19 protein-coding genes are annotated in these 16,689 nt (G+C 36.3%); all 19 read right to left on the bottom strand.

The genetic code is table 11. The features are described 5' to 3' along the window. Positions 1-236: 236 nt before the first annotated feature. Positions 237-614 (bottom strand): hypothetical protein, encoded by a 378-nt coding sequence (locus LDX58_RS24695; RefSeq protein WP_227940288.1) that lies wholly within the window; start codon positions 612-614, stop codon positions 237-239. 127 nt (positions 615-741) lie between these two features. Further along, on the bottom strand, positions 742-1,017 hold the full coding sequence (locus tag LDX58_RS24690; protein WP_227940286.1) for a hypothetical protein: 276 nt from the start codon (positions 1,015-1,017) through the stop codon (positions 742-744). Between the two features lie 144 nt (positions 1,018-1,161). Continuing rightward, the gene (locus LDX58_RS24685; protein ID WP_227940282.1) at positions 1,162-1,707 is read right to left on the bottom strand and encodes a GNAT family N-acetyltransferase; all 546 of its coding nucleotides are present in this window, start codon (positions 1,705-1,707) and stop codon (positions 1,162-1,164) included. 480 nt (positions 1,708-2,187) lie between these two features. After that, positions 2,188-2,505, bottom strand: coding sequence for a hypothetical protein (locus LDX58_RS24680; protein WP_227940281.1), 318 nt, complete (start codon positions 2,503-2,505; stop codon positions 2,188-2,190). A 151-nt stretch (positions 2,506-2,656) separates the two neighbouring features. After that, positions 2,657-3,415, bottom strand: a complete 759-nt coding sequence (locus tag LDX58_RS24675) for a hypothetical protein (RefSeq protein ID WP_227940280.1) — start codon at positions 3,413-3,415, stop codon at positions 2,657-2,659. Positions 3,416-3,684: 269 nt separating this feature from the next. Continuing rightward, positions 3,685-4,245: a recombinase family protein gene (locus LDX58_RS24670; protein WP_227940279.1), complete on the bottom strand. Its 561-nt coding sequence runs from the start codon at positions 4,243-4,245 to the stop codon at positions 3,685-3,687. Between the two features lie 1,471 nt (positions 4,246-5,716). Next, a complete protein-coding gene (locus LDX58_RS24665) occupies positions 5,717-5,890 on the bottom strand; it encodes a hypothetical protein (protein ID WP_227940278.1) in 174 nt (57 codons plus the stop codon). A gap of 24 nt (positions 5,891-5,914) precedes the next feature. Further along, on the bottom strand, positions 5,915-6,100 hold the full coding sequence (locus tag LDX58_RS24660) for a hypothetical protein (protein WP_227940277.1): 186 nt from the start codon (positions 6,098-6,100) through the stop codon (positions 5,915-5,917). A 53-nt stretch (positions 6,101-6,153) separates the two neighbouring features. Next, the gene (locus LDX58_RS24655) at positions 6,154-6,330 is read right to left on the bottom strand and encodes a hypothetical protein (RefSeq protein ID WP_227940275.1); all 177 of its coding nucleotides are present in this window, start codon (positions 6,328-6,330) and stop codon (positions 6,154-6,156) included. A 948-nt stretch (positions 6,331-7,278) separates the two neighbouring features. After that, the gene (locus LDX58_RS24650) at positions 7,279-7,677 is read right to left on the bottom strand and encodes a hypothetical protein (RefSeq protein ID WP_227940273.1); all 399 of its coding nucleotides are present in this window, start codon (positions 7,675-7,677) and stop codon (positions 7,279-7,281) included. A gap of 707 nt (positions 7,678-8,384) precedes the next feature. Next, entirely contained in the window at positions 8,385-9,545 is a 1,161-nt protein-coding gene (locus LDX58_RS24645; RefSeq protein WP_227940271.1) for an FAD-dependent monooxygenase, read from the bottom strand. Positions 9,546-9,583: 38 nt separating this feature from the next. Next, positions 9,584-10,201: a hypothetical protein gene (locus LDX58_RS24640; RefSeq protein ID WP_227940269.1), complete on the bottom strand. Its 618-nt coding sequence runs from the start codon at positions 10,199-10,201 to the stop codon at positions 9,584-9,586. Further along, the gene (locus tag LDX58_RS24635; RefSeq protein ID WP_227940267.1) at positions 10,198-11,436 is read right to left on the bottom strand and encodes a dihydroorotate dehydrogenase; all 1,239 of its coding nucleotides are present in this window, start codon (positions 11,434-11,436) and stop codon (positions 10,198-10,200) included. The genes LDX58_RS24640 and LDX58_RS24635 overlap by 4 nt, the downstream gene beginning before the upstream one ends. A gap of 158 nt (positions 11,437-11,594) precedes the next feature. Then, complete coding sequence (locus LDX58_RS24630; protein WP_227940266.1) at positions 11,595-12,194, bottom strand: YdhK family protein; 600 nt, start codon at positions 12,192-12,194, stop codon at positions 11,595-11,597. A gap of 284 nt (positions 12,195-12,478) precedes the next feature. Beyond that, the gene (locus tag LDX58_RS24625) at positions 12,479-13,222 is read right to left on the bottom strand and encodes a hypothetical protein (RefSeq protein ID WP_227940264.1); all 744 of its coding nucleotides are present in this window, start codon (positions 13,220-13,222) and stop codon (positions 12,479-12,481) included. 4 nt (positions 13,223-13,226) lie between these two features. Next, positions 13,227-13,739, bottom strand: coding sequence for a sigma-70 family RNA polymerase sigma factor (locus LDX58_RS24620; protein ID WP_227940262.1), 513 nt, complete (start codon positions 13,737-13,739; stop codon positions 13,227-13,229). Positions 13,740-14,345: 606 nt separating this feature from the next. Then, complete coding sequence (locus LDX58_RS24615) at positions 14,346-15,020, bottom strand: hypothetical protein (RefSeq protein ID WP_227940260.1); 675 nt, start codon at positions 15,018-15,020, stop codon at positions 14,346-14,348. Between the two features lie 223 nt (positions 15,021-15,243). Further along, the gene (locus LDX58_RS24610) at positions 15,244-15,948 is read right to left on the bottom strand and encodes a coiled-coil domain-containing protein (RefSeq protein ID WP_227940258.1); all 705 of its coding nucleotides are present in this window, start codon (positions 15,946-15,948) and stop codon (positions 15,244-15,246) included. Between the two features lie 183 nt (positions 15,949-16,131). Further along, positions 16,132-16,317, bottom strand: coding sequence for a DUF4083 family protein (locus LDX58_RS24605; protein WP_227940256.1), 186 nt, complete (start codon positions 16,315-16,317; stop codon positions 16,132-16,134). Positions 16,318-16,689: the final 372 nt, after the last annotated feature.

Here is a 16,689-nt window from a genome sequence, read left to right as displayed (position 1 = left end):
CGCCCTTCAAGACGTTACTCTGTCATTTGACTCTTCGATATAATCCTTCAGTTCCAAAAGGAACTGTCTAGCCTTTACCAGAGTGATGTGACCATCCTCAATTTAAGCTAGAAACATTTCGCACAACAATCCTGCTCCGTTACTTCAATAAACAAATGGCGATACCAAATTCAAGAAAAGCACCCTTTACTTTAATAAGGTCTCCTATTAATACATGTTATATGGCTTTAAGAAAATCATTGCTTGAGTAGAATTATTTCTTCTGTTTTATTCTCCCAATGGACAGTAGAAGCTAATCTATCCGCTTTATTTAATCGGAACTCAGGTGTAACATCGAATATGCCAAATCTTAGTGTTCCGTCTTCGTTTAGACCATCTTCTTCCATATCAATATCCATATTCTCACCTTCAATAGTATAAGTAATTAAATCGTTTGGGAAGGAATTCGAGCTTTTATACTTTAAAACAATCTCAACAAATTCGTATTCATTCTCACCTGAACGGAGTTCCACATTCCAATTTTCACTTTCACCAACAAAAAGATATGGACCAGATTGACAGCCACTTAAAGCGAGTCCTAACAAAATCAAACACATTATAAAATTGCGATACATAACGAAATGCACCTCCCTTTTATAATAAATGTCCTTAATTTTAAAACATGTCAATCATATGACAGTTTCCCTAAAGAAAAAGCGTTTCTGCTGATATTTAAGAAACGCACCCCGTTAGCGGAATAACTTATTTTACTTGTTTTACAGTATTTCTAATTATGATTAACAAATAAATTGAAAGTGTAATTATTGAAAAGTAAGTCATATAAAGGAGTGCTTGTTCTCTTGGCTCAACAGGTGATATAACTCCGTGAGATTCGTTATACCGCTCTATTTGTAAGTGATACCTCCATATCGCAAACAAAATAACAATATAGAATAAAAAGGCTAAAAGAGTTTTTCCGTTAAAGGTAATTTTAATAAAACTCTCCTTTAATACGTCGGTAAAATTCTGTCCATTCAATTTAATCCCTCCTAATCTCACCTTAACATACGCCACACTTCCATGAGAAAGAATGGATTTTTTGTTCCATTAACCTGCCTCATTTGTGCAACAAGAGCAGCGACAGCTTCCTGTGCTATCGCTACCCGTTTGTTTAATAAGAAATTATTTATTGTTCCAATCTTTAGCTAACATTCCGTAAACAATGTGGTCAACATAATGGTCATATAACCACTCAGCTTGTCTAATACAACCTTCGTTAACAAACCCCAATCTTTCAGGAATTGACCTACTCTTCTTATTTTCCACAGCAGCACTAATGTCAACTTTATTAAGTCCCAAATCATTAAAAGCATAGTCCGTTAGTGCTTTTGCTACTCTTGTCATAATACCATTACCTTGATAATTCTTTCCTAACCAATAACCTATATATGCTATTTTATTAGTCCAATCAATTTTGTTATAACTCGCCGTACCGACAATTTCTCCTTTGAAGAGAATAAAAGTTGTGATGCTTTTATTTTCTGCATAACTTTTTAAACAAGATTTAATAAACCCTTTTGTATCTTCAACGCTTGTTGTCATATCTAACCAAGGAAGCCATTCACGAAGGTATTCTCTGGAATTATCAGTTAGCTCAAAAACCCTTTCTGCATCTTTTAACTCAACTAGCTTTAGTGATATTTCTTCATCAATTTTATATACAAACATTTTTCTCCCCCCGCAAAGATTATTCAATTAGTTTTCTATATCTTTAATACCTTCTACAAGATTACTGCTTCCGTTTGTTCAATAAGAAAAGGAGTTGCTACAACAACCCCGTTCTTCAATTCTTACACCCCGTTAATAAAACAATCTTATTGCTTTAGTTCTCGAATTTCATAATAACCCATTATTAATAAGACTATGAACCATAAAGTAACGACAATCATAATTAAGAGGTCTTTCCGTATCTCTTCCCAAACCCTTTTAAACGTAAGGTTATCTTGAGAATATGATGTTTGAACAGTTGATTGATACGGGATGCGTAATAAAACACCCATTGAAAACAAAAAGAAATTCTTAAATCGTTTATTATTTGAAATCCTTGCGATTTTGTATAGGGAATAAAACATACCTACACACATTATGAATAAGTACACCCCAGTAGCTATTACAAGGATATACTTAACTTTCTCAGGGTCATCTACTTCAATCAAAAACCAACCCATAAGATAACTTCTTTCTTTCTGCTTCTCTCTTCATTGCTTGTTTAATAATAAGATTAACTATTGACAACACAATCAAACCGAAAATCCTAAATACAACAGTTATAATGAATCCATTTACGAAACCAACTTTAAAGGAAAAAGATATAAGCAAGCCTAACACCAATCCAATTAACGGTCCGATTGTAAGAAAGACTTTTGTTTGATTGAACCCTTTTACTTTTATTAAAAAGAATCCTATTCCAATAAAGATGATTGGAATGACAATAGGTATAATATTTTGAATCAGGGTATTGTCCATTTCAAAGTCCCCTTTCTAAATACAATCCTAACAAAAATAATCCCCATCTACTCAGGCAAAATGTGCCATCACTTATTAAACATTCCTGCCCGTTAACACAATAAACAATAGAAGCTGTCATCGACAACTCCTTGTTCCGCTCTTGCTCCCTTTAGTTTAAGAACATTGAGTTGGCAATTTTAAGTAAATCCTCCACTTTTATATCTTTTTTTGTTGTTTTACTTATACCTATTGTGTATTTTAAATTCTTATGTTGGAAGATAAGTTGATGGGCTGGAAGAAAATTAGGTTGATACAATGCTTTCGTACCGTTCTTTAAAGTATAATATTTATCAGCTTCACCTTTTATCTTCTCTAAACCAGTAATGTTTGGTGCTACTTTTATTTGAACAAATTCTTGTAAATTAGCATTTCTATACCTTAACATTAGTGTGTCTTTATCTATGTATGCGCGTATATGTGTAATGTCAAAAGGAAACTCCGACGGGGCAAGTACAGGAGTCTTCATTTTATCTTGATATTCTTTAATTATCTTTGATTCATCAACAAATGGATTAGAACCATCGTAGACAACTCTTATATCGGTGACTTTTTCTTTATTAGATGTAACTTCCCATATAAACGCAATTCTTTCTGGTTCATTTTCTTCACTGACGAAGTACCCAATTGCAACCCTAACATTTTCATCAGGTGAGTTTAATGAAGAGAAACCTGTTATTGGTGTTTTTTCTCTTATTTCAGGTATTTCAACACCAGAAGCAACAAACGACTTTGCTTCTTCTTCTCCCTTCGTTACTAACGTATGTATTAAGTTACTAACAACATTTTCATACTTAAAAGGTGTTGCCATTACTGTCTCAACCGATAAAAAAAGCATTAGAATAGTTGTCATAATAATTATTCTCTTCATTTTCAGCACCTCCAAGGGTATTTTTTCCTTGGAGGTGCTTTTTATGTGTTGTAAAACTAAATGCTTCTTTTCCACACCGTGTTTATTGCTTCGTTACTCCAATAGGGATTTCATTAACTTCATTACAAAAGGAATCGAAACCATTAAATTATTTATGGTGTGTGAGTTAACCTACTATACCCTTATTCTATAAGAAGGGTACATAAAAATGTGGAAATACATCCCCCATATCCTCACCATAATGAAAGAGACCCCTAGGGAGTCTCTTATTAACTTACTTGTTGATGTTCTTTGATTAACTTATCTAATGTTGGTCTGGATACTCCTAATTCTTTAGCAAGCCGAGATTTAGTTACTTCACGATTCATATAACGTTGATACTGCTTGTCAAAGTCTGGAATAGATACTTCTTTTCGCCCTTTATATTTTCCTTCCGCTTTAGCTATCGTAATGCCCTCACGCTGCCTTTCAAGCATATTTTCACGCTCAAAATCGTTAATTGCACTAATCATTTTTAGCATTAGTCTTCCTGTTGCCGTTGAAGTGTCAATATTCTCTTTAATTGATACTAATTGAACTCCTTTTATTTCTAATAGTTCAATTAGTTCTAACAAGTCTTTTGTTGAGCGTGCTAATCGGGAGAAGTCTGCAACATAAATAGTGTCTCCTTCTCTTGCAAAATCTAGCATTTCCATTAACTTTGGTCTATTTGTATTCTTTGCAGATACCTTTTCTTGATACACCTTATCTATTTTGTATTGCTTCATTACTTCGGTTTGTATTGCTTCGTTCTGTTCAACTGTTGATACTCTGATATATGCTATGTTCATATTCATCTTTCCTTCCGTACTTATCTGATGAATTAAAGATAGCATAATGTAAAATTAGAATCTATAACTTTGTTTACATTTTGTAAATTAATCAGAATACAAATCCTAGATTTACATCATGGTAATGCTTATCGATTGCAAACTTAAGGCACGCTCTATATTTACAGATAACTCTCCAAAATATAATGAAAAAGCAAAGATACTCCCTTTTGACTATCACCCTAATATGATATACCCCTGTAGTCGATTATCAGTGTCGAACAATATCAGTTTATTACTATACGTTTTATCACTTTACCACACTAAAACACACCTATTATTTGAGTCGTATCGAAGAATTACCGAATGCTAGTTTGTGGATTAGAGTGGTTTGTATCAAACCAACACACCAACTTCATAGTAGGCTCACAGGATGCCCTCAGATTCAAATCTATGTTTAATTGAATAATAGTAGAAGGGAAGAGGAAGAGGGGAGAAAGACCTCTTTATAACGTCACTATAAGGAGTGTCTTTAAGCGTTTGTTCTTTATGGACACTCATCCTACTTCCGATTTAAGTATTCTAATAACACGAAAAAGGACTTAGAGTATCCTAGTCCTTTAGTATTTGTTCTTCAACTCTTGTTAGCAATAGGTAAGCGTTTGAAGTGATCTCCAGCTTTTCCCCTGCTCCACACGGAACGTAACAGTTTCCCGTCATTCCGCGCTCCATCTAGCGATCTGTACTAGACTATAAGTTCCTCGTTACCCTTAGACAAGAAGGTTTCTCTAGCCTTCCTGCTAAAAGCTCGCACTGTGGAAATCCCCACGTTCCTACCCGATCGGCGCGATGAACGCTTGGAAAATAATCATTCCATTTCACTAGACTTGGGGCTGTTCCTCCACTCCCATTACAGAAGATTCTACGGTCATACCCCTACCCTCACAAGGATGAATGCTTTTCAGCTCGTGCCTTATAACAAACGTTTTGGGTGACAGCCCTTGATCCAACGTTCCTTGCTTTCCAAGTACCTTACAACGTAGCTATCCTTTCTAGACGTAGGTGCTTCCTGTAAGCCTGTGAGCTGGATACCGCCTTTGTTCGGTATAGTGTCTTTTAGATTGGAACATTCTCACCCTATCTAGTTTTTCAGCCATGCGGCATATCAGTTAGCATACCTTTTTCCAAATGGATTGGCTCTAGCCTTCCTTCTGCCGACTCTACCTGTGCTTCGAACCCCATGAACTGTCATTCATGACGCACGCAGGAGTATTGATGGGATAGTTTCAGAAAACATGGTTTCATCATTCCTATCCTCCGTTGTAAGGTTGAAGTTTGTTTAGTAAATTTCCTGTATTTCACGCTAGAAAGCGCTTATAACAGCACTTGTCGCGCCTGCCCATTACTTGAATAAGAAAAATGCTTTACTCTTTATTAAAGTAAAGCACCCGTTAATTGAATAAGACCAATTACACTATAAATTAGCTAAAACTCAATTACTTAAATCATAGCGTGCTATTTCTTCTTCCTCGGCATAAATAACCAATGTGATTTCCATAGCATTCTTAATAATTTCATCTAGTTGATCTTGCGTTGGAGTCAATCTCATATCTGGGTTTTCTTTTAAGGCACCCAAATTAAAATCAAATGTTGAACTTTTCAGCACGTTAGTACAAGAAAGCCCTTTCCTTCATTGATTTTTATGCAACTTATCAATTTTTCCCTCTATTCGATTAAGCTGTTCCTTGATTTCTTCAACACTTTCGTTTGATTTGTTTCCGTTGGGGTTCCATATCCACTTTGCTATTAAGATTATTAGTGTTACTAGCAATATTGGCATTAGTAATGCCATTAAAACGTCTAGAATTTGAAACACAATTAAGTCCTCCTTATTTATTCCAGGAATGCCCCCATTAATTGAAGTAAAAACTACTTCTCATTCTTCTTAGACGAACCTGTAAATGGGTTTGTTTCATAAGTTAAATCCCTGCCAGCATCTTTTTCCTCCTTGGAAATTCTTTTACCAAGAGAAGCGAAAAGCCAAATAAAACAACCTAAAGTAACTAAACCACCGAGCGTCGTAATCCAAAAGAATGTATCACTCATTGGACACCTCCTATTTAATTCCACTTTGAGACACAATACCAATTAACCTACCAATTACTTGAATAATCGTTATTTATATTTTAACATTAATTTCCTTTTGTGTGTCCCGACAACCTTACTGCCCTAGCCTAGTATGGCCTACTTCGTCATTAGCTGCATAAGTATAGGGACCAACTGTAAACAGAACAAACTTTTATGCCGTATCCACCACCCTTGACCTTGTTTGTGTCCGTGGTCATTTTCTGATGGCGGATGGGAAAAATTTAGCCTATTAGGCACACCATCCGCACAGTCAGCGTACCACGGACAATCACATCTAAGCTCCGCTGGCGGGGCCCCGCCCCCTTCCAGCGATCACTAAGAAGTGGCACGACGGTCAAGGGCAAGCAGCTATCGCTGTGGTTATAAACGTAATATCTTGATTAAGTTCTAGTATGATCTCATGAAAATACGAGTAATTTTTTAGAGTCTTATTTTCGAATATTGGCTTATTCGTAGGATCTCAAAGAAAGTGCGGAGTACCGGATTTGTTGTGCAAAAGGGCTCAGACCCGTTCCGTTAGAATTACCGGCCTCCACCACTTGGATAGGTGTGACGAAGGAATGAGAGGGCATTGACCCGTTGAGACATGGGAGCGAAAACCTCCAAGGGTGGCGTGGAGAATACGTACAGTATATGGAAATAATTGGAGTTGTTATTCCCTCCTCTTATTTAAGTACGCCTTCATGTAGACCATTTCATTAAAATATCTCCTCTAATTCCTACTCTTTCATCCAAGTGTTTTGAAATCCTGCGAATAAGTGAGTATTTGAGAGCTATATGTATCTAACTGAGGGAGAGCTATATGTATCTAACTGAGGGAGTACAACAAGAGGCGACGAAAAAAATCCCCTCTATATCGTTTACTGGGGAGGATTATGTTCATACCAATCAGAAATTTAGCCTTTTTTAATTATCTACTTTTGGATAATTTTTTACTTCAATTTCAAATAATTGAGGTTCAATATTATTTGCTGTCACAACTTCGTTAACGATTTGTTTTACTTCATTTATGGTATCTTCACTAATTTCTTCTTTGGGCAATTTTACTACTATATCGACTTTCTCTTTAGATAAAACCTCCCACTCTAAGCCAAACGTGTAGCGTTTTTCGTACAGTTTTTCCCCTATTTCAAGCATAAGCTCAGTTTCACTTAACTTCTCTTCTAACTGTTTCACCTCTTTTGGTTTTATCTTATTAAAGTCAACAAGCTCTGTTGATTGGTTAAATTGAATATAAAAAACAAATGTTCCTATGATAATGCACATCAATATTACTCCAATTCCTATGAATTTACTTCTCTTCATTTCGCTACCTCCCTTAATGAAAGTTATGGTTATTAATATGTCTGTCCATAAAATAAAGACCAGCAACTGGTGAATAAATGTATTTATAGTAAGGATTTTTAACCAACTTTTTATTGTACAAACTTGCCCGTTACTTGAATAACCGTTGTTTTAATTTTAGCATTAATTTCCTTTTGTGTTGTGCAAAAAGAAAAACGCGTCCCTGCTTTTTTTGCAGAAACGCTACCCTATATTTGAATATCTATTTTATCTTTTAACTGTTTCTACTGTAAAACCAATTAGACAAACCAAGATAAAAAACGGAATTATAATTGGAATTAAACTTCCTAACCACTCCATATCTTGTCCCCCTTTAGACCACTTGTTTATTTTATGAAGGTAATTCTTTAAGAAGAACCATTAATAAGAGTGTTGTCTTATTGAAGAAACTGCTTCTTTAGTACAATAAGCAAGGAGCTGCCTATTACCAAAAACAAGTATTTCGGTTCACTTTTTATTAACAAAAATTCCTACCGAGTAAAATTAAAATAAAAAAGAGTTGCGGTTACAACTCCTTTGATCAGCTCTAGCACACAATATTTACTCTTCTTAAACAAACCTGCTCGTTAGTCGAATAAGAAAAAGCTACCGAAGCAGCATTTTCTTATTTCACTCAAGCACTCCGTTAGTTAAGTAATTACTTTAAGGTTAGTGTGTTTTCTTTTCTTTCACACCTCATGTCCAACCACCCATTCCAAACGCTTGACTTGAACGGTGTCTGGCATTGCACGGAGCATTAGGTTCCGGAAATGGATCGCTAACGGATTTTCAAGCTGCATTAACCTCGCCATTGCTCTTGAGCTTCGTACTACTTGTGTGGTGCGGGGAATCCTAATTTTTTCATACACTTTAAAAGCTTGCTGTACATTGTCAGGGTATTTTTCAAGGGAACGGGATAATACTAGTGCATCTTCTAAGGCTTGGGCTCCCCCTTGTCCGAGGTTAGGAAGCATCGGATGAGCGGCATCTCCGAGCAACGTAGCCCTGCCTTTACTCCAATATTTTACCGGACTCCGATCAAAGATTTCATGCAGGAGTATGTCTGATTCATTGGTAGACTCAATGACTGCTTCAATTGGCTCGAATGAACCCTTAAATTTCTCCAAAGCAACTTTCTTCCGATCCTCGGTGGTAATCATCGTTCCTTGCGGGGTATTAATTGCTGAAAACCAAAATATTCGGCCACTGCCTAGATGGGAAAATCCGAACCTTTTACCAGGACCCCAAGCTTCAAAGCCTCCGCCAAGTTCGACTGGAAAGCGGTTATCTTCAAAATTGGATATGCCTCGAATAGCGGTGAACCCAGAATAACGGGAAGGTGTTGATCCGATGATAGATTTCCTTACTTCAGAGTGTACGCCGTCAGCTCCAATTAATAGATCTCCTTCTGCTTCCTCTCCATCCTCAAAAATCGCCGTAATTTTCGCTGCATCCTTTTCTATACGAATTAACTTTTTTCCGAAAAGAACGGTTTCTTGTTTTAATTTTTTATATAAAATGCTTTGCAGATCAGGACGATAAATCAGGTAACTATGGGTGCCATAAAGTTTCGCTTGTTTATGAACAGGTACATTAACGAGGAGCTTTCCATCCCAAGTTCGTATCTCTGCTTTTTTTACGGGGGAGCCGGCCTTGCGAACTTGTTCGGCGACCCCCAATTTCTCCAAGGCTTTGATCGCATTTGCGGATAAAACAATTCCTGCACCTAATTCCTTAAGTTCTTTTGCCTTCTCATATACAGAGACGTTCCATCCCAACTGCTGTAAGGCAATTGCAGCAGAAAGTCCACCTAGCCCGCCACCAATAATCATTGCTGTTTTAGGTACCATACTAGTCATCCTTTCTGTTCTTCAGTGAAAAGCATCACTTAAAACTTACTTTTAGAAGTTTGACAATGATGGAGATAGTTGAAACTGTAAACCAGGCCAACGATATATAAGACAACTAAGAAATAGGCTGGAAGAAGATGAACAAAATCAGTGTATCCAATATGAAAATGAGTACCGATTCCCGCAGTAAATCCTGGTAGTCCGCCTATGAAGAAAGTCCACCAGATCCATTTCTCTCCTTCCCGAAAGCCCCACAAGGAAATGCACAATAATAGAAACCCTTCTGATAGTAACGCTCCACCAAACCCTGCCCGGTCGTGTGCGATTAACGGTATCAGCTTTGGGTCAAACACGTTAAGATCTTCACGATTAAGCTCGAAGAAGAGCAGATCCGTTGGCACGAACACCGTTGTCATTCCTATAATCGAAATGACAATGCCTCCTACAAGTAAAGAGAAACCGAGCATCACAAAGCATAACTGTCCGATCTGACTTTGCCTCCAGGTGCGGTGATTGAGAACATTACATCCACTTTCACCTTTTCTCATATGACGACTGAATATCACTCCTAAAATAAAAAATGGAAGAAGCAAAAGATTATACAAAAAGTGGAGTTTATCAAAATATCCAAAACCGAAAAAATAGAAAAAGTTCAAGAAACCAAGTACTGCTGCAATGACGAAGGCTTTCCTCGCCCAATGTGCTTTTTTACGAATGCGTGATAGGCTAGCTGCATGTATAGAAAACCAGCGGAAATCATCACGCCAGCTAAAGTGTTACGGTCATGTGATATAAAGGAAAATAGCTTGGAATTGTACTCTTCAAGCTGTTCTTTCGTTAACCCCAGATATGTTTCATCGTATGGGAGAATAACGGAAGATAAAGCAAAAATCATTGCAATCATCCCTGCCAAAAATACGCCAAGTCCCATAAGAAATAACCAACCCCACTCTTTGAATGGAGCTGTAATGGATGTCCTGCTTCGTGCTGCTAATGCCTCGTTGATTCGTTTTGGTAAGCTAGGGCCAGAAAACACTAAGCCTTGGTGGATCTGGATCAAATCGGCTCCAGCATCTAGTAAATCAAGTGCATCCTGCGGCTCGGTGACACCACCTGATGCGATAATCGGAATCAATCGATTTTTTTTACGTACTTTTCGAATCATTTCTAAAGATGAGGCTTTCGATTCCCTGCCGATCCAATAACCACTTGTTTCTGGATCTACTCTTGCATCGTCTACAACAATCCCATCTGGCTCCATTCCTATGTGTTTTTTCAAGGCTGAACATTCCGCTTGTACACCTAGTAGGATCGGGACAGAGGAATAGCGTTCTTTTAGATATCGAAACGTCTCTGCTTCCTCTATTCCTTCAATTATAAATAGGTCGGCGATTGCTAGTAACCTATCCATGATGACATGCAGTTTGTGAATGTCACCTTGTAAGCTGACCCGTACCATCAGCTTACAACCGTGCTTGTTAAAATCACTCAAATATTTATAGGTTTCTTCCAAGCCACTATTGGCATGAAACTGTTCATACCCAATTTCTTGTTTACCTATATCCCGTTTGACTTCCCCTTCTTTTACTGGTTTTAACGTTACTGGACCAACGGTTAGAAACCCAAAACCGAACTTGGCCATCGCCTGTAATGCCTGTAAGTTTGGATCCAGCCTTCCGTTCATTCCGACTGGAGAAACGAATTCGATTCCTAGCATTTCCTTTTTAATTTCTTCCGGCTGTTCCATATGACCAAAAAAGGAGATGACTGGAGCCCCAAAAGGCATCTTTGAAAGAAATTTTAGAGCTCCAAAGGTAAAGTCTCTGGCCTTTTTTGGAGGCATCCGAAAGAGTACTGGTTTAAAGATAGAATGATATGACCAATCCGGCATGTTGCACCTCCAAGGTTTTGGTATCTCTACATTTTTTGATTATTTAATGACCTTTTCTTCTACTAACCTGCCACTTTACTTCAACAAAGAAAGGCGAATACCCTTGTTGAGCATTCACCTCCGTTACTTGAATAAACAGTAAAACACTTTTAGATTATTTAATGATGTTCAATTTGTGATAATTCACTTTCTGTTACCCATTTATGATTAGTTACTTCTTCTCCACCTGTTGTTGGAGTAAAGTTAATCATATAAACCGTTGTATTTTCAGCAGAATCAATTTCTGCGGTTGCACCTTCCATACCTGCCATATGAGAGGCTTCAACTGTTACTTCTGTTCCTTGTTCAAATGGTTCTTCACTAGCTTCTTGAATTTCTTCATGAATCACCCACTTGTGATTTGTTACTCTTTCTCCTCCATTTGTAGGGGCATAAGATATAGCATAAGCAATCGTATCATAAGCACCTACAATGGTTGCTTCTGCACCTTTCATCCCCGCCATATGACCTTCCGTAATAATGGCTTTACTTCCAACTTCATACGTTGGATTTTCGGCTTCTTGTAAACCTTCAGGAACTTCACCTGTACTTGAATGGTCCATATCCGCATGCTCCGCGTCAGAGTGGTCCATTTCTGTGTTCTCATCTTGAGTTATTTTCTCTTTTGGAGACGAATCTTCATTACCGCTAGCACACCCAGCTATTGTATATACCGAAATTAATAAGATAAGTAACATTATTATATTTTTAATTTTCATCATCATACGCACCTCAAATATTATAATTTTCATCCATAACACTATACCACTAACAATATTTAATATTCAATAAAGCACCACGTCCTTGTTAAATAATCCTGCCTGTTAGTGTAAGTAATTTCCATCGCAAAGTTTATAATGACACCATTCTAATTGTACGAAAGAGGTTGTGTCGCAATTCCTGAGTTATGACACTTAGTTAACGAAAAAAGAAGCCGATCTATAACCGACTTTCGTTTTTATTAAAGCACCCGTTTGTTGAAGAAGACTTTTGGAGTCTGTCATTAATCTCGTTCTTCTTTAGTTTCTAAACTCGTTTCAACCTTTGCAGGTTTTATATGTGCAATAGACCATATACCATTTTCTTGAGACAAAGCTAATATAACCCCCTCAGCTCTCTTTACTACTTTACCTTCAACTGATAAAATTATATCAAATTTATAAACTGCTTCTTCTTTCGTCTTTTTTTCAACAACCAGATTAATCACTTCCTGATTTTCTGATGCTTCTTCCGCCCATTGAGGATTAGAATTGTGCTCGAATTTTCTATTTCTTTCTTCTTCAGTATACAGCTCATATTCTAATTTCCAATCTTTATTTTCTATTGAATATTTAAGACCTTTTACAACTTCGTCAGGGTCTTTTTTTAATTCCCGCAACTCCTCTTTACTTAAATTACTTAAGTCTTTTTTCTCTACATCCTCTTTGGACCTTATATCTTGTATTTCATCTTCTTGAACAACAACAGGAGCTTCACCTGAAGGTGGAGATTGAACAGTCTGGGGATTGCCACTTTGATTAATATTTAAATAAAGTAAACTTGAAAACAAAATAACTCCTAAAATAGACGCGGAAATTGGGACTAACTTGTGAGAGTTTTTTTGAAATTGCCATCTTCCCCTTTTATGATCTCCCTTATTAGCTTCTTTTTCTTTAATTTTTTGAAAGACTCTCAATCTGTCATCCTCTGTAAAAAACAAATCGTGGTCATTATTTACTTTAATTAAATCTAAATCGTCTCTACCCATAAATTTAAACCTCCCCGACTTTATTTTTCATCTTTTGTTTAGCTCTTCTTAACCGTGTTTTAACTGTATTAACCTGAAGACCTGTCACATCCGCAATCTCTTCGATTTTTAAAGAATTAAAATAATAAAGATTAATAATTTCGCTGTATTTCTTTGGAAGAGAGAAAACAATCTCTTTAATATTAAGTGCATTAGATTTTTGAATGACTTTATTTTCGAAAGAAGGTATTGATAAACCCTTATTAACCCCTAATAAGTTGTTTACCTGAACCTTCTTATATTGCCAGCTTCTAAAGTGATCCTTACACTCATTTATAGCAATCCTATAAAGCCATGTTTTTATTTTCGAATCATTACGAAATGTTTCAAGATTTTCGTAACATTTTATAAAAGTGTTTTGAACAAGGTCTTTGGCTAATTCTTTGTCTTTTACATATGTACAAGTTAATCGAAGAAGTTCATTCCCATACTCTACCATCAGCTTTTCTAATAAAATATCTTTTTCTTTTTTATTCATAATAAACCTCCTCCCCTTTTTTACGGTACTTTGACGACTCCCCTTAAAAAATAGTTTCATTTATTTTAACATTAAGTTTTAATTTATTTAGGACGGCAAAAGAAAGGCGTTCATGCTGTTTCAAGCTGGAAAATCTTCAGTTAGTCTTTATCTAGTTTTGGAATTGAGTAATTAGCCACTATAACCTTTCACTTTAAAACCCAGTCAATACTTTTTTATGTATACAAAATGTAGGTCAATTTGTTGATATATACCAGCCAGTGTACTTATCATCACACTGAAATCCTACATAAAAAACGGTAAAAGGGAAAGGAAAATAAGACAAAAAAAGATAGCTGATCATAACGGGTTCCGTTAACTATCGCAAAACTCGAATTCACACAATAAAATGCACTCCTAATTGCACCGCGAAATGCGGTGCTTTTTATATATAAAAATGGTCCAGTTTTAAGAACTGGACCATTACTTGTGTTTATTTTTAATCGCTTCTTTCACTAACGCACCCGTTAGCTTAAGTGTAACATTTCACAAACTTGCTTCGATTAAAAAAAGGCTGTTTAACCAGCCTTACCTTATAAAATCTCCATTGTAGTGCAAGATTCTTTATTATGTTCCTTGTATTTGAATTTTTATAACTAAACAATCCTTGCATAAATGATAGAAAATATTCATCTCACCTAATTGAAAATCCACAACTGAAATAAGTTTTCTTTCCCCGAGGTCTTGTGTAACTGTGGTAATGTACTTCATTTCTTGGTTGCATATTGGACACTCTAAATTGTCAGGAACTTCATCATACAAAGGTGCACCCAAAAGTCGGCATAAATATTCCGAACCAAATAAATCAAATGCCGTATCATAATTATCTTCATTAATTGGAATATCTTCGGCTTTCATTTCAATTAGCTTTACATTCGTCTTTGGAAGTGGTACAGGTAGCCTGTATTCCTTATCTTGAATCCAATCTTCTGTATTTTCCTGACTTATTACTTGAATGGATTTACCCCCATCACTTAACTGAAAATATTGAGGTTCCCATACCATTGAACAGTTCAAGCAGGATACTAATGGTAAAATATTTAGTTCATCATTTTTTATTTCGGAAAGCCTTTCATCTTTTAAATCAAAACAAAAAATTAGATGCATTTTTTCTCCACATAATTTACAATCTGGCAAATCACATTCATTTCCACCAAAAGAGTGATTATACACATCTTTTCCTTCTATAACCCTGTACCCTTTAAAACCTCTCCAATGCTTCCCATAAGGTTTCTTTGCCATTAAATGTCCTCGCTTTAAGTAAAAATAAATTCAATACATTATTATTTCTATATTTCTTTAACTAATTCCTTCTTCAAGTAACCTGCCAGTTAGCACAAGAAGCGACTGCCCTTGTTGAGCAATCGCACCCGTTACTTTAAGTATTATACTTCACAATCTACTTCGTTAATCATACTGGAAAAAGCGATGTCTTGTTAAACACCGCATCACTTTTTAAATAACCTTAATCATTTAAAGTATAATCGTATTCATAGCCATCAGGAGTTACTAATTTAAAAAGTGTATATTTATCTGGTTTCGAAGGTGCTACTTCATCATATCTTAAGGTTATAACTTGTAACCCATTTCTCTTTGGTTCAGAAATTAAAACTACCTGATTGCCTTTTCTTATTACTTTCTTAACCTCGGATTGCATTAGGACAATTACCATTTTTTCATTAACTTTTTCCTCAAAAAAAGCCTTTGGATTTGTTGGATTTTTAAGTTCTTCTTCAATACCTAAAGAGTGTCCTAAATCAAACCAGATACCTGCACTTTGGAAACCAATAAACATTCTATGCATTGCTTTATGTAAATTACTTGGAACATTGCTCCAACGTCCACCCCAAAATTTACTATGCCAATTTTCAACATATACGGGTCGCTTCCACTCAGGTCTATCAATCCCAACTTCAAATGGAATTTCCTCTCCTGTTTTGATAACTTCATTTATCGAAAAAACCTTAGAAGGAAAAGAAGGATGAAATTCTGAATGGAAAATCTTCTTAGGGTTTTCTGGTTCTAACTGTTCAAGCCGTCTTGAGAGTTCTGTAACTTTATTTTTTAATTGCTCGACCGTTTCATTGTTTGCAGAACTAACTAAGGGTGCAGAAAAGATAGAAACCATACTAAATAAAATACAAATAAATACTTTAGTTAGTTGAGTCATAAAATCACCTCAACCATATTGTGTCCATCAATTTAAATAATACTTCTTAAATAACCTGCTTCTTACTTCAATCCCAGCTTGTTTAAGGATTGCACCCGATAGAGCGCAATAAGCAATAGGAGCTGCCAAACGACAACTCCTGTACCCAAATGAGCTGCCGTACGACAGCCTCCACCATTTAGTTCAAGCATCCGTTAGTAAAATAACGCTAATTATCTTTAGATTACTGTTTTCGATTTCGTTTAACTTTTGTTCCATTCTCTTTAACTGTTTACTCTTGCTTATGGATGAACGGATAAACCATGCAACTAAAAGAATTATAGAAATAGGAATTAAAATAGCTATTATCTGATAAATCGCAGTCCCCATGTAAGCACCTCCGCAACATCCAGCTTCGTTAACAATAGGTAAGCGTTTGAAGTGATATCCAGCTTTTCCCCTGCTCCAAACGGAACGTGACAGTTTCCCGTCATTCCGCGCTCCATCTAGCGATATGTACTAGACTATAAGTTCCTCGTTACCCTTAGACAAGAAGGTTTCTCTAGCCTTCCTGCTAAAAGCTCGCACTGTGGAAATCCCCACGTTCCTACCCGATCGGCGCGATGAACGCTTGGAAAATAATCATTCCATTTCACTAGACTTGGGGCTGTTCCTCCACTCCCATTACAGAAGATTCTACGGTCATACCCCTACCCTCACAAGGATGAATGCTTTTCAGCTCGTGCCTTATAACAAACGTTT

Source organism: Alkalihalobacillus deserti, from assembly GCF_020734105.1.
Classification (GTDB): domain Bacteria; phylum Bacillota; class Bacilli; order Bacillales; family Bacillaceae_D; genus Halalkalibacter; species Halalkalibacter deserti.
Note: the sequence above shows the minus strand (reverse complement) of the source record. Positions and strands in the feature narration are given on the sequence as shown.

Bases quoted from the DNA above. Each gene is read 5' to 3' on its own strand.
- LDX58_RS24695 (WP_227940288.1), bottom strand. From the start codon at position 614: ATGTATCGCAATTTTATAATGTGTTTGATTTTGTTAGGACTCGCTTTA.
- LDX58_RS24685 (WP_227940282.1), bottom strand. From the start codon at position 1,707: ATGTTTGTATATAAAATTGATGAAGAAATATCACTAAAGCTAGTTGAG.
- LDX58_RS24680 (WP_227940281.1), bottom strand. From the start codon at position 2,505: ATGGACAATACCCTGATTCAAAATATTATACCTATTGTCATTCCAATC.
- LDX58_RS24675 (WP_227940280.1), bottom strand. From the start codon at position 3,415: ATGAAGAGAATAATTATTATGACAACTATTCTAATGCTTTTTTTATCG.
- LDX58_RS24670 (WP_227940279.1), bottom strand. From the start codon at position 4,245: ATGAACATAGCATATATCAGAGTATCAACAGTTGAACAGAACGAAGCA.
- LDX58_RS24655 (WP_227940275.1), bottom strand. From the start codon at position 6,330: ATGAGTGATACATTCTTTTGGATTACGACGCTCGGTGGTTTAGTTACT.
- LDX58_RS24650 (WP_227940273.1), bottom strand. From the start codon at position 7,677: ATGAAGAGAAGTAAATTCATAGGAATTGGAGTAATATTGATGTGCATT.
- LDX58_RS24645 (WP_227940271.1), bottom strand. From the start codon at position 9,545: ATGGTACCTAAAACAGCAATGATTATTGGTGGCGGGCTAGGTGGACTT.
- LDX58_RS24635 (WP_227940267.1), bottom strand. From the start codon at position 11,436: ATGCCGGATTGGTCATATCATTCTATCTTTAAACCAGTACTCTTTCGG.
- LDX58_RS24630 (WP_227940266.1), bottom strand. From the start codon at position 12,194: ATGAAAATTAAAAATATAATAATGTTACTTATCTTATTAATTTCGGTA.
- LDX58_RS24625 (WP_227940264.1), bottom strand. From the start codon at position 13,222: ATGGGTAGAGACGATTTAGATTTAATTAAAGTAAATAATGACCACGAT.
- LDX58_RS24620 (WP_227940262.1), bottom strand. From the start codon at position 13,739: ATGAATAAAAAAGAAAAAGATATTTTATTAGAAAAGCTGATGGTAGAG.
- LDX58_RS24615 (WP_227940260.1), bottom strand. From the start codon at position 15,020: ATGGCAAAGAAACCTTATGGGAAGCATTGGAGAGGTTTTAAAGGGTAC.
- LDX58_RS24610 (WP_227940258.1), bottom strand. From the start codon at position 15,948: ATGACTCAACTAACTAAAGTATTTATTTGTATTTTATTTAGTATGGTT.
- LDX58_RS24605 (WP_227940256.1), bottom strand. From the start codon at position 16,317: ATGGGGACTGCGATTTATCAGATAATAGCTATTTTAATTCCTATTTCT.